This window comes from Cohnella abietis, assembly GCF_004295585.1.
Classification (GTDB): domain Bacteria; phylum Bacillota; class Bacilli; order Paenibacillales; family Paenibacillaceae; genus Cohnella; species Cohnella abietis.
This window is the reverse complement of the sequence record NZ_AP019400.1, coordinates 2,761,766-2,774,433: the sequence shown is the minus strand read 5'-3', so window position 1 is coordinate 2,774,433 and position 12,668 is coordinate 2,761,766. Positions and strand designations below refer to the sequence as shown.

General features: G+C 43.7%; 11 protein-coding genes. 5 read left to right on the top strand and 6 right to left on the bottom strand.

The window, feature by feature from the left end; all coding sequences use genetic code 11:
* Positions 1-2 precede the first annotated feature (2 nt).
* Positions 3-1,058: a FecCD family ABC transporter permease gene (locus tag KCTCHS21_RS11630; RefSeq protein ID WP_130607887.1), complete on the bottom strand. Its 1,056-nt coding sequence runs from the start codon at positions 1,056-1,058 to the stop codon at positions 3-5.
* 323 nt (positions 1,059-1,381) lie between these two features.
* Here KCTCHS21_RS11630 and KCTCHS21_RS11625 point away from each other — a divergent pair, with 323 nt between their 5' ends.
* Positions 1,382-2,398 (top strand): ABC transporter substrate-binding protein, encoded by a 1,017-nt coding sequence (locus KCTCHS21_RS11625; protein WP_130607884.1) that lies wholly within the window; start codon positions 1,382-1,384, stop codon positions 2,396-2,398.
* A 121-nt stretch (positions 2,399-2,519) separates the two neighbouring features.
* Complete coding sequence (locus tag KCTCHS21_RS11620; protein WP_130607881.1) at positions 2,520-4,181, top strand: AraC family transcriptional regulator; 1,662 nt, start codon at positions 2,520-2,522, stop codon at positions 4,179-4,181.
* A 418-nt stretch (positions 4,182-4,599) separates the two neighbouring features.
* Here KCTCHS21_RS11620 and KCTCHS21_RS11615 read toward each other — a convergent pair whose 3' ends face one another.
* The 4 genes from KCTCHS21_RS11615 to KCTCHS21_RS11600 form a co-directional block, all read right to left on the bottom strand.
* Positions 4,600-5,367 (bottom strand): SDR family NAD(P)-dependent oxidoreductase, encoded by a 768-nt coding sequence (locus tag KCTCHS21_RS11615; RefSeq protein ID WP_130607878.1) that lies wholly within the window; start codon positions 5,365-5,367, stop codon positions 4,600-4,602.
* A 40-nt stretch (positions 5,368-5,407) separates the two neighbouring features.
* A complete protein-coding gene (locus tag KCTCHS21_RS11610; protein ID WP_232058167.1) occupies positions 5,408-6,430 on the bottom strand; it encodes a galactitol-1-phosphate 5-dehydrogenase in 1,023 nt (340 codons plus the stop codon).
* Positions 6,427-7,575, bottom strand: a complete 1,149-nt coding sequence (locus KCTCHS21_RS11605; protein WP_130607875.1) for a mandelate racemase/muconate lactonizing enzyme family protein — start codon at positions 7,573-7,575, stop codon at positions 6,427-6,429. The genes KCTCHS21_RS11610 and KCTCHS21_RS11605 overlap by 4 nt, the downstream gene beginning before the upstream one ends.
* A 79-nt stretch (positions 7,576-7,654) precedes the next feature.
* Complete coding sequence (locus tag KCTCHS21_RS11600; RefSeq protein WP_130607872.1) at positions 7,655-8,290, bottom strand: GntR family transcriptional regulator; 636 nt, start codon at positions 8,288-8,290, stop codon at positions 7,655-7,657.
* A gap of 76 nt (positions 8,291-8,366) precedes the next feature.
* On the opposite strand from KCTCHS21_RS11600, the gene KCTCHS21_RS11595 reads away from it, so the two are divergent.
* From KCTCHS21_RS11595 to KCTCHS21_RS11585, 3 genes are all read left to right on the top strand, one after another.
* Positions 8,367-9,011 carry a GntR family transcriptional regulator gene (locus tag KCTCHS21_RS11595; RefSeq protein ID WP_130607870.1) on the top strand — a complete coding sequence of 215 codons (645 nt, stop codon included), beginning with the start codon at positions 8,367-8,369 and terminating at the stop codon, positions 9,009-9,011.
* Between the two features lie 106 nt (positions 9,012-9,117).
* A complete protein-coding gene (locus KCTCHS21_RS11590; RefSeq protein WP_157994023.1) occupies positions 9,118-10,230 on the top strand; it encodes a peptidylprolyl isomerase in 1,113 nt (370 codons plus the stop codon).
* A 120-nt stretch (positions 10,231-10,350) separates the two neighbouring features.
* A complete protein-coding gene (locus tag KCTCHS21_RS11585) occupies positions 10,351-10,893 on the top strand; it encodes a hypothetical protein (protein WP_130607866.1) in 543 nt (180 codons plus the stop codon).
* Between the two features lie 25 nt (positions 10,894-10,918).
* On the opposite strand, the gene KCTCHS21_RS11580 is transcribed toward KCTCHS21_RS11585, so the two are convergent.
* On the bottom strand, positions 10,919-12,634 hold the full coding sequence (locus KCTCHS21_RS11580) for a proline--tRNA ligase (RefSeq protein ID WP_130607864.1): 1,716 nt from the start codon (positions 12,632-12,634) through the stop codon (positions 10,919-10,921).
* Between the last annotated feature and the right edge of the window lie 34 nt (positions 12,635-12,668).

The following is a 12,668-nucleotide window of genomic DNA, read 5'->3' as shown; positions in this document are numbered from 1 at the left end:
CGTTACAGCTCTCTCCTTTCTTTACGTGCCAAATATAGGAAGAATGGAACACCAAAGAGTGCAATAAGGGCTCCGATTGGCGTCTCATATGGTGGATTGATCATCCGTGCTGCTAAGTCAGCAAGCACAACTAAGAGACTTCCGAGCACTGCAGAGCATGGAATAATCCAGCGATAATCAACCCCAACAAGATAACGCGTCAAGTGAGGAATAATGAGTCCGATAAACCCGACCGCCCCAACTATAGCAACAGATGAGCCCGCTAGAATCAATACAAAAACCGTACCCGCCAGCTTGACTATGGCAGTGCGTTGCCCAAGGCCTTTAGCTACGTCATCACCAAGGCTGAGCATCGTAATCGAACGGGAAATGATAATCGATCCAATAATGGCGATGGCAAACCATGGAAACATAATTTTGAGCTGGAACCATTTCGTTCCTGCCACACCACCTGCATACCAGAACGCTAAATCCTGGCCAATACGGAAATATAACGCAATTCCTTCACTTAGTGCTGACAACAGCGCACTCAAAGCTGCACCTGCCAACACTAGCCTTACTGGAGTTAGTCCTCCTTTGGCCAAGGAGCCAATACCATATACTAGCCCCGCACCCACAGCTGCACCCAAGAAAGAATAAAGGATGAGGTACATGAACGGTAGCCCTGGCAGAAAAGCAAAGCAAACAGCTAGCATGAAGCCTGCCCCTGCATTAATTCCCAGTAATCCGGAGTCTGCTAACGGGTTACGAGTCATCCCTTGCATAATAGCTCCTGCTACTGCGAAGCTTGCCCCTACCATTGCCCCACCAAGCACACGTGGCAGACGGAGCTCCTGAATAATCTGATGCTGCGTTAAATCAGGATTAAACTGAAAGATCGCTGCCCACACCTCGGAAAGCTTAATATTTGCCGCACCGAATGATATGGACACAGCAATACCTAATCCTAATGCAACTATACCAAGAGTAAGAATTAGCACTGCTGCCCACGGTCGTGTTCGCAGCTTTACAGCCTTCGTGGCTGCCTTTCCATTTACCGAATTCCCTATTTGATTCATACTTGCCACCCTTGCTGTCTATTTGTCTTTCATTACTTGCTTTTCTCAATAACAATGATATTGATTCTCATTTTCACCCAATTGAGTATATAACATTATTCCTAAATATTTCAATGGACAAATGTGAATGTTTTTTTGTACAAAATTAATTTTTAATGACACTTCTATATATAACGACTCTGTGAGGGCCCTTTTTGTACAAAATGAAATGCAGAGCCTGAGTTTATCCATTGAGTCATCTATATGTAGCCATTATGATTGATTTTATTGATAATGAGAATCATAATCATTATCTATATTATACCATTCTGGGGGAATAAAACATGAAGTTTGCAAAAAATTTTACGACAGTTTTATGTATGTTAGCATTAATGAGTACGCTGTTACTCGCTTGCGGTAAAGATTCAGGTAAACAAAATAATGCAGAGGCAACAGGTAGTAACGTTCAGACTAGCTCCCCTTACGCTTCGGAAAAAGCCGCTGAGAGCACCGAAGAAGCACCAGCTAATACTCGAAAAATTAAGGATTATGTAGGGCACGAGGTAGAAATCCCAACTTCTCCTCAAAGAATCATCTATTGGGGCGAGACTTTAAGCGATCTCATAGCACTTGACGCAAAGCTCGTTGGAGCTGCTTATATTTTTACGGTAGACTCCGTTTACGAGGATAAAGTTAAACAACTTACCGATGTTGGTTTTCCTATTAATCTAGAAATATCAATTGGGCTTAATCCAGATCTGATCATCACTGGCGACGCCGATGAGAAGGTATATGAGCAGCTTTCCAAGATTGCTCCAACAATTGTATTTGATACCTTCGCTTCATTAGAAGATAGAATGCTATTGCTTGGCGATTATATTGGTAAGAAACAAGAAGCGGAGCAGTGGATTGCAAAATACAACGATAAAACTGCCGCAATGTGGAAGCAGCTACATGATGATGGAGTAATACAACCAGGTGAAACGGCTTCCGTCTTTACTTACTATCCAGGTGATCGCTTGTTTGTTATGGCGCGTGCAGGTCTCCCTCAAACATTATACGTTCCAGACGGGTTTAAGCCTACTGAAAAAATTCAAGCTGTACTAGACTCTAATAAAGGTTTCGCACAACTCTCTATGGAGACTTTACCGGAATTTGCTGGCGATCGTATTTTTATTCTTAATCCTACTGAAGATGAGTCAAGGCAGTCAACTGAAGCGATGATGAAGAGTTCTATTTGGCTCAATCTTCCTGCTGTTAAGAAAGGTCATGTCTATTATTTAGATATTAACAAATCCAATAGTGATGCAATAGCTAGAGAATGGTTGGTGGACGAGCTGCCAAAAATGATTCTTAAATAAATCGATTTTTATTACTAACATACATAAGAAGCTTTTCAAGATTCCGTTGAAAAGCTTCTTTTATTTATATACAATGAGAGATAGATGATAATCATTCTCACTAAAAAAGGAGCACATTTAGATGATCAACCGAGCGCCGACATCTGCTCCACTCCGCTCCCTGATTTTCCACCTGTCGGATATTGAGCTACAAGTCCAATCTGTAGGGTGGCATTCCGATAAACAAACAACGACGTATCATACACTACTGATCGTTACTGCTGGAACAGGCTGCTTACATATGGATAGCCATATTGTCCCTTTCACTGCTGACAAGTGCTATTTGCTGTCACCGAATCGGTCCATTCAAATCGAAAATGGACATGACAAAGCACTTCGCTTTTTCCAAATTAGCTTTACTGCCATAAGCAATCTAAATCAGCAGCCTGAGATATATGTAGAAAATATTTTTGCCGACCGATTTGAAATGATCGCATACCCCTTCTCTCGATTAATTCGTCTCACAGAGGAAATATATGCGGAAAGAAGCTACGAGAGCGATATTGAGTCGTTTAAGCAGCAGCTGCGCTTTCAGGAATTGCTTGGCTTTATAATCGAACATAATCTACCTTCTGACAGCTTGTTTAACTCTACCCAATCGGTCGAAAGCACTATTCATTATTTGCAGAACAACTACACACACAATATTACAGTCAAACAGCTTGCCCAATTAGCTAACATGCCGCACTGGCAGTTCACTCCCATATTTCAGGAGTTAACTGGCAAGCGACCGCTAGATTTCTTAACAGAGCTACGTATTAATCGCTCTAAGGAATTGCTCATTGATTCCAATGCACCTTTACGGGAAATTGCCCACCAGGTCGGCTTTACTGATGAGTACTACTTTAACCGGAGATTTCGTCATACGACTGGTGTGACTCCTAAGCAATATGCCCGTTATAAGCGTAATAAAACAAAAGTGAGAGATTGGACAGGACACGATGTTGAAATACCAGCTCAGCCCCAGCGTATTATCTTTTTCGGGGAAACCTTCGGTGATCTACTAGCTCTTGGCATTGAAGCTATCGGTGGGGGAGTATTCTGGATTGATCATTCCGCGTTTAAAGATAGGGTAAAGAATGTAGAGGATGTTGGAGATCCTATTAATCCTAATATCTTAAAGGCGCTGAAGCCGGATTTAATTATTTTCGCCAACGCTGATGAAAGGCAATACAGCAAAATCTCTAAAATTGCTCCTACTGTAACATTTAATACCTTCGCACCGCTAGAGCAGCGTATGAATGCACTCGGCCATTTACTTGGAAGAAAGCATGAGGTTGAGAAGTGGCTGGATGTGTATAACACTAAAGCTGCGCTCGCGTGGAAAAAGCTACAAACCCATATTAATCATGGTGAAACAGCCTCTGTGTTTATTTTCGATCATGGGGAGCGGCTATTCGTTATGGGGGCGTCTGGACTTTCTTCGGCACTCTACCACCCTTTCGGCTTTCAGCCTGTTGATAGAATTCAGGAAATTATCGATTCAGGGGATGGGTTTATGGAAATCTCTGCAGAGCTTTTACCTGAATATGCGGGAGATAGAATTTTCATGCTGCTTCCTCAGAAAAAGGATTCTAAAGAAGCCATGGAGGAGCTCATGAGAAGCGCCCTCTGGCGAAGCCTCCCTGCTGTTCAGAAGGGTAGAGTTTATGTCGTGGAAGCAGCGAAATGGAATTCCGGCGATGCTTTTACAAGAGAGCTGCTGCTTGAAGCCCTTCCTCGTCTGATGGGCAAGATTTCTTAGCAGTCGTTTCGGTTATGGCTGGCTTCGATGCATGGCAAACAGGGGCTGTACCAGAAGGTAATTACCTTCTGAGGCAGTCCCTGTTTTTGGGCAGAATTAGTCGGCGTCTCCGCCTAACTCTTTCCCATTTCGCTCCAATACAGAGAATTAGTCGGCACCTCCGCCTATCTCTTTCCCATTTCGCTCCAATACAGAGAATTAGTCGGCACCTCCGCCTATCTCTTCCCCATCTCGCTCCCAATGCCGAGAATTAGTCGGCGTCTCCGCCTAACTCTTTCCCATTTCGCTCCAATACAGAGAATTAGTCGGCACCTCCGCCTAACTCTTTCCCATTTCGCTCCCAATGCCGAGAATTAGACGGCGTCTCCGCCTATCTCTGTCCCATTGCGGCACAATCACTTGTCTTTCATAACCGTTATCACAATTCTGCAGTCATTCCACCGTCGGCTACCAAAGTCGTACCCGTCATGAACGAATTGTCGCTGCTTGCGGCGAACATCACCACTGCTGCAATTTCCTCCGGCTGTCCTACACGACCGATAGGCTGCGAATCATTCCATTGCTTCATAATATCTTCCCGAGCCGTATCCAAGTTTTTCACGCTGCTTTCCAGCATCGGAGTCTGTACCGCTCCAGGTAGCACCGTGTTGGCACGAATGTTCTGCTTCGCGTAGTCAAGCGCAATCGCCCGCGTCAACCCAACAATTCCGGCTTTAGATGCAGAGTAGGCCGAATAGCCGTCGAGAGTAGCTAGGGCATGCACGGAGCTCAAGTTTACAATAGCCCCTCCGCCTTGCTTCAGCATAGACGGAATAACCTCTTTGCAGAACAGAAATACCGACGTTAAATTATTGGTTACGACGTTATTCCATTCGGCCAGACTTAAGTCAGTCAAGCGGATTTGCGGACAAACAGCGGCATTGTTGACCATCACGTCAACTCTACCAAATAACTCTACCGTGTCTCTTACAACCCGCTTCACATCCTCTTCCGACGATACATCCGCAGACATGGCAACCGCTTGATAACCCTTTTCCTTAATCTCCAATTGTACAGCTTCAACCTTACTCAAAGTTCGACCTACGATAACGACTGTACTCCCAGCTTCGGCGAATCTGTGTACGATTGCGCGACCAATACCGCCACCGCCGCCCGTTACGATAATGACCTTACCTTCCCAGCTCATCGGCTCACCTCGGAGTCAGTATACTTTTATTGCGTTTGAGTTATATATTTTCCAACGAGAGTACGATTTTCGCCACTTTCCCCGGACCCGTAATCAGCTTCTCGAAACATGCGCTTCCATCGCTAAGCTGTGCAGTCTCCATCCATGGAAGCAAATGAATTTTTCCTTGCCCGATCCATAGCAATGCCGTTTCAAAGTCTTCTTCGGAATAGGCGAAAGCGCCTTGCGTCCAAATCTCGTTACGAATCATATCGTTCACAGGCAATTTGCTATCGGCTTCATGTAAGCCCGTGAATATAACCTTTCCTCCGGGACGAGCTGCTGCAATGCTTTTCTGACGGGTAAATTCCGCTCCTACGGCATCAATGACGGCATCGAATCCATTAGCATTGTCGATACTGTCCAGGCTTGTTACCGCAATACAGCCGAGCTCTCTAGCGATCTCAAGTCTTGCTTCATTTAAATCTACAATAACGATATCGCTTAATCCGTAAACCTTAGCTGCCTGCAACGCGAATAACCCTATTGGACCTGCGCCGTATATGAGTAGCCTATTTGTTGGAGTTAAGCTTAATAGCCGACAAATGTGAACCGCACAAGCCAACGGCTCCGCTAAAGCTCCTTCATCGAACGATATATGATCTTCTAACCGATAGACGTTCTTTGCTGGGACAGCAACAAATTGTGCGAATGCCCCCGGCCTGTGCGCTCCGAGCAAGTTCCTTGCGCTGCACAATTGGGATTGTCCGTTGCGGCAATAACGACACGTTCCGCAAGTAACTAATGGATTAGCCGTGACGCGTACGCCTGGCTGAAAGCTATTTACCTGCTCCCCTACGCTTTCAATAATGCCTGAAAATTCATGTCCCATAATAAGAGGTGGCTTACGCAGTGAATTATGTCCCAAATATCCACCGAGCTCGGAGCCACATATTCCGACCCGCTCCACTCGGATAAGAACCTCATCTGACTTTAATACCGGAATGGGAACTTCCCTCATATTCATCGTTCTTGGACCTTCATATACTAATGCCTTCATAGTCAACATGTTCAACTCCTTCATTGGACTGGCTCCCGTTTTTCCCAGCCCGACTTGAATAGCGGTAGCCAGTGACCAGGCTGATAAGGATACTTAGCAGCTTCCTCCAGATTAAGCTCTACCCCAAGTCCGGGACGCTCCGGTGGCTGCAGGTAGCCGTCCACCACTCTGAATGGAGGTGTAAATATTTCCTGTGCCCATGAATGGTTGAAATCATCGAAGATTTCATGCAGGAAGAAATTCGGAGTCGCCATGTTCAAATGGGAGCAAACGATGGAACAGATAGGACCTTGAGCGCTATGCGGAGCAGTAACTCCGTTATGCGCGTGAACCATCCCACAAATCTGCTTAGATGCACTTAATCCAAGGAATTGCGGCTCTAGCTGAATAATATGAACGGCGTCGTGCTTAAGTAGCTCGGCAAACTGCTCGCGATTGTAATAATCTTCACCGCAAGCAATAGGTACAGCACTGCGTTTGGCCACTTCAACGACCGAAGAAACGCGGGATGGAGGAACAGGCGCTTCGAACCAAGTAGGACTATACGGGAGCATCGCCTCCGCGAACTGTAATGCCGTATGAACACTGAATCGATTATGTCCTTCGATTAATATATCAACATCCGGCCCTACCGCTTCCCGCACGGCAGCAATATTTCCAATAGCTTTCGCAAAATCGGAACGGTCAACGGTTCTCCAAGCTGCTCCAAATGGATCAAATTTCAAAGCTGTATAGCCCTTGTCCACAACTTCACGTGCTTGCTCGAAGAAACCGGCCTCGCTCGTTTCTCCACGGTACCAGCCATTGGCATAGCAGCGTAGCTTATCATGACATTTGCCTCCAAGTAGCTTATAGATCGGCAACCCTGTTGCCTTGCCCATAATATCCCAGCAAGCGGTTTCAACAGCCGCAAGAGCAGAGCCTTGAATTTGGCCGCCATCCGAATATACATCGCGAATCATTTTGAGAGATATCGTTTCCACGTCAAACGGATCCATTCCTATCACCAAATGCTTTAACTCATGAATAGCTGCCTCTACTGTCTTGGAGAACCCGTTTAACGTTCCTTCTCCCAAGCCGCTAATTCCTTCATCCGTATCCACCTGGATAAACAACCAATTTTTCCACGGATTGCCTACGATATAAGTGCGGATATCTGTAATCTTCATGCTACATAACCTCCGTAATTAGGATGAGATAAACGTAGCATGAGGAGACTGATCGCTCAAGATGTCTAACTTGTATACATCAAAGCATGATCTGTTCGACGAACTCAATATGCTTCTTAACCAAAGCTACTGTTGCTGCCGGATCATTGCCTTCCAATGCATGACGAATTTGCTTATGCTCATTCAAACTGCTGCTCAAACGCTTCTTATTCTTATAGAAGGTTGTTCGAACAGCAATTAGAAATTTATCATGGATTCTGCTCATCGCATCCGCATATTCCTCATTGGCCATTCCCGAAATGATACATTCATGAAACTGTCGATCCAGCTCAACATATTTCACAATATCTTCACTCTCCACTGCATCTGCTTGCAGCGCCAAATTGGCATCAAGCTTGTCAAAGAAAAGCCGGTCCATTTTTCCAGTCAGATGATTTGCAGCGAACGTTTCCAGAGACAATCTCAATTCATAGATGTCCATAATCTTCTTCAGGGAAAGCTCTTGCACGACAAAGCCTTGATTGGGCACAAGCTTTACGAGACCCATCATCTCAAGTCGATCCAAAGCTGAACGAATCGGTGTCTTGCTCATTTGCAGACGTTCGCTAAGCTGTTTTTCCGAAAGAAAGGTGCCTCCCTCCCACTCTCCGTTTACGATACTGCTCTTTATTTTCTGATAGGCTGTTTCCCTAAGTGTAGTTCCGTTGGTGGGCATCTCTCAAGATCTTCCTTTCTGACACTACTTGTTCTATGATTAGCATACTTAATTTTCATATGGGAGGGAAGATCAAGTGGGCAATCCATCCTTGCGTCAACAAGCCTATGAAATCATTCATCAATGGATCGTGAATGGAGATTTCCCTAAGGGTACGGTAACTTCTGAAGTACAAATCAGCCAAAAGCTCGATATGAGTCGCACTCCCATTCGTGCCGCTCTTCAGCAATTGGAGCTAGAAGGTTACGTTCGTATCGCTTCCAAGCATGGCGTTATTATATTAGATTCTTCTTCCCAAAGAGTTAGTGATCTGCTCGACGTTGTCATTTCGATGGTATTGTTCTCGATAAGCACCTCATGGGAATCTAAACGCGAAGACTTGCACCATATGACAGCTAGTATGTCAGAAGCCTTTCAAGCGCTGATGCTCAAGGCAGATCGGGAAGAGTCTGGTGGATTCATCAATGAATTTATTGCATTCGAATTTGAGCTACTTGGTCAATTTATTAGGTTAAGCAGCAACGAGGAAATGATCAAAACATACCACTCTGCGACCTCTAGATTATTCTGGAATCACAATGTTAGACGCTGGCAGGCCCCATTCGCAGGCGAAACAACGGAACAGGTAAAGAATTTAATCCACTCCCTCTCTTTAGATATCGAATCTTTCCGGGAAGCCTTGTTTCTATACTTGCATACACTCAAACGCACATGGCTGTGACCATTTATTCAGGTTCGAAATATCTATTGATTTATATAGGGTAATGCATGCACAATGATAGAGGATCGTATTATTTTCCTATTATGCCAAAGTGAGGATGAGAGTAATGAAGGACAAGATGAAGGGCTTAGTTGTAGGTTTATTGCTAGGTTCTATGCTCACAGGGTCTATGGCCTACGCCGCAAATAGTAAGTCAATAAACGTGTTTTTGCGGGATCTAAAGTTCAAGCTCGACGGCACGGACAAGCCAACTGCAAGCGCTTCCGGATTCACCTACAAGGATACGGTATATGTACCTGTTAAATCTGTTGCTGAAGTATTCGGTAAAACCGCAGTGTTCGATGAAAAGACAGGAACGGTATCGTTCGGCACTTCTGCTATTGCTGTATACAAGGGTGGATCGATTACTCAAAAAGAATTCGATACTTACTTAGCTGCATACTCTTTCTATTTTTCACAAGCCATTCCCTCTGATAAACAGCTTGCGGTTAAACAACTAATCGCCTTAAAGCTGCTTGCCGCCAAGTCAGAAGCTGCCTTCGGCAAGGAAGCAGCTAATGTTGTGACTACAGAAATAAAGCAAATTAAGACATATTTCGGCACTGAGGAGAAGTTTGCAAGCCAGTTGAAGGCATCAAAGCTGTCGGAAGCTGATCTTAAGCTGTTCATTAAACGGCAGGTCCTAATCAGCAAAGCGCTCTCAGGTATGATTGACGACAAAACAGTGAAAGCCGAATACGATCGCCAGCGCAAAGCAGATTCCGCTGCGTTCGTAACCGCGAGCGTTCGTCACATTCTTATAGCGACGATAGACAATCAAACAGGCAAATCCATTCGCACACCGGAAGAAGCTCGTATAAGAGCACTGGAAGTGCAGGCTAAGCTTAACGATGGCGGGGATTTCGCCGCATTAGCCAAAGAATATTCGGACGACCCCGGCTCGAAGGACAAGGGCGGCTTATACGCAGATGCACAACTGACTCAATTTGTCACAGAATTTAAGAAAGCAGGAGCCGAGCTGCCCCTCAATCAAATTAGCGATCCCGTTAAAACCGACTTCGGCTATCATATAATGAAAGTAGATTCACGCGTCACCTATACGGTTGAGCAGGTTAAAGATCAGCTCATCGAAGGCCTACTTAGCCAAACCTATCAAAAATATGTAGAAAAAGATCTTCCGGCACTGATTCAATCAATTAAGCTTCCTGCAAATTCATAGATTGCGATATGTGTCTCTAAAACGTGTACCGCCGCCCCTCCTTGGGACGGCGGTACATAGAAATTAAATATTGTGGAACATTTTTCTTGTTTATTTCGTCTCAAGAACGAGGTGACTAAGATGAGAAGAATGTTTGCATTTGGAGTAATAATAGTAATTGTTTGCGTGGTTCTCTTAACAGGTTGTAGTGTGCAAGAAGCTATCCATAGCAATTCGTCAGAATTCAATACTTCTGAAGATTTACAGGAAAAGCCGGAGGGTACTAAAGAAAGCTTGATCGATCCCCCATCTTCTGTAAAAAAAGAACTATCCAATCAATTAAAGGGCACCATTGAGGATGAATTCTTAAGAGTAAATATAAATGCAGAAATTGATGCTGATAAGCTAAACTATAAGACCTATATTGAATTTAGTAATAAGTCTGAGAAGTCGTTACATCTGGTGTATGATTGTGGGCTGCTTATTTCAAATAAAAGCCTAACACTGACTTCAAATGAATGTCTAGCCGTTGAATCCATGCTGCTTCAAAAAAACAAAAAAGAAACGCAAACAGCTACTTTACCCAAGGATTTTTTTGACGTAGATAATAAATCGATAACTGTAAGTTACCGACAAGATAACATAACCAAGGAACTAGAAATACAAATGAAGGCTGTGGAATGATACTCATCTTTTTTGATAAAGAGCCTTAAAACAGAGAAGTATTTTCTGAAGCTATCCCTTTTATTCGTTGGATTACCTCATCCGTACTCGCCGTTATTTGAACGTTATTACTTCTCTCTTTATATTCAATTAGCCCTTCCTTAGCTTGCTTGCCTACAGTAATTCGTGTAGGAATTCCGATTAAATCTGCATCCTTAAATTTAACACCTGGTCGTTCATCACGGTTATCAAATAATACTTCTATTCCTTCATTCTTGAGTTGCGTATATAGGCTCTCTGCAAGCTCTAATTGCTGTTCCTCATTAATGGATATTAGTATTAGATGAACTTGATATGGCGAAATAGAATAAGGCCAGATGATTCCATTAGCGTCATGGTTCTGCTCGACAACTGCGGACAAAATCCTCGAAACACCAATACCGTAACATCCCATTATCATCAATTCTTCATTACCTTTATCGTCTTTGTATTTTGCTCCGAACTTGTCGCTATACTTCGTTCCTAGCTTAAATACATGACCAACTTCTATTCCTCTATGAAATTGCAAGCTTCCAGAGCAAAGTGGACAAAGATCGAGCTCCGTCACATTGCGAAAATCACCAATTTGATCAACTGTGAAGTCACGACCAGCTGCAACATTTATGAGATGGTAATCAGTCACATTAGCCCCAACTATCATGGAAGACATTGATGCAACATCTCGATCTATAAGGATGGGAATGGAAATACCAATAGGTCCAATAAAACCAGATACCGAGCCCATTTCCTTTATAGATTCAAGATCAGCCAAAACAAGACTTTCTGCATTTAGAAAGTTTTTTATTTTTAGTTCATTAACCTCGTGGTCACCTCGGATTAACACCGCAATAAGTGTGTCATCTCTTTTATAAATGATTGTTTTAACAAATTTATCTGCACCGAAACTAGTATGCTTTACTAAATCTTCAATGGTTTTTATTCCGGGTGTATATAGCTTTTCATTTTTCGGTAAATCTACATTGTGCACTTCGAATTGGCTGTTAGTTGTTTCAGCCTTTTCTAAATTAGCTGCATACGAACAATTGGAGCACGATACAATGGTATCTTCACCAATATCAGCTAAAGCCATAAACTCATGGGTTCCACCTTCGCCACCAATGGCTCCAGCATCGGCTTCAACAGGTCTGAAATCTAAGCCACATCTGTTAAAAATTCTAGAATAGGCTTCATGCACATTCCAATATGTATCATTAAGACTAGACCAGTCAGAATGAAAGGAGTAAGCGTCCTTCATCAGGAACTCTCTCCCTCTAAGCAACCCAAAGCGTGGTCTTCTTTCATCCCTAAACTTCGTTTGAATCTGATAAAGAGTCAATGGGAGTTTGCGGTAGGATGTGATCTCATTTTGAACTAAGCTGGTTATTATTTCTTCATGTGTAGGACCGAGTATAAACTCTCTCTGGTGACGGTCTTTAAGACGGACTAGTTCTGGACCATATGCCGAGTAACGTCCAGATGTTTGCCATAGTTCAGCAGGCTGCATCGCAGGAAGCAGAATTTCTTGAGCATCGATACTGTCCATCTCATATCGAACAATATCTGAAACCTTTTTTAAAACTCGCCATCCTAAAGGAAGATATGTATAAACGCCAGCTGCCACTTGCCTTATAAATCCAGCCCTCACCAATAATTGATGACTTATTGCCTCTGCATCAGATGGAGCCTCGCGTAAAGTAGGGATTAGCAATTTATCTTGGCGCATTATATTACTCCTCCTGGTTGTTTGCTGAGAATAG

Bases quoted from the DNA above. Each gene is read 5' to 3' on its own strand.
- KCTCHS21_RS11590 (WP_157994023.1), top strand. From the start codon at position 9,118: ATGAAGGACAAGATGAAGGGCTTAGTTGTAGGTTTATTGCTAGGTTCT.
- KCTCHS21_RS11620 (WP_130607881.1), top strand. From the start codon at position 2,520: ATGATCAACCGAGCGCCGACATCTGCTCCACTCCGCTCCCTGATTTTC.
- KCTCHS21_RS11615 (WP_130607878.1), bottom strand. From the start codon at position 5,367: ATGAGCTGGGAAGGTAAGGTCATTATCGTAACGGGCGGCGGTGGCGGT.
- KCTCHS21_RS11625 (WP_130607884.1), top strand. From the start codon at position 1,382: ATGAAGTTTGCAAAAAATTTTACGACAGTTTTATGTATGTTAGCATTA.
- KCTCHS21_RS11580 (WP_130607864.1), bottom strand. From the start codon at position 12,634: ATGCGCCAAGATAAATTGCTAATCCCTACTTTACGCGAGGCTCCATCT.
- KCTCHS21_RS11600 (WP_130607872.1), bottom strand. From the start codon at position 8,290: ATGCCCACCAACGGAACTACACTTAGGGAAACAGCCTATCAGAAAATA.
- KCTCHS21_RS11605 (WP_130607875.1), bottom strand. From the start codon at position 7,575: ATGAAGATTACAGATATCCGCACTTATATCGTAGGCAATCCGTGGAAA.
- KCTCHS21_RS11585 (WP_130607866.1), top strand. From the start codon at position 10,351: ATGAGAAGAATGTTTGCATTTGGAGTAATAATAGTAATTGTTTGCGTG.
- KCTCHS21_RS11630 (WP_130607887.1), bottom strand. From the start codon at position 1,058: ATGAATCAAATAGGGAATTCGGTAAATGGAAAGGCAGCCACGAAGGCT.
- KCTCHS21_RS11610 (WP_232058167.1), bottom strand. From the start codon at position 6,430: ATGAAGGAGTTGAACATGTTGACTATGAAGGCATTAGTATATGAAGGT.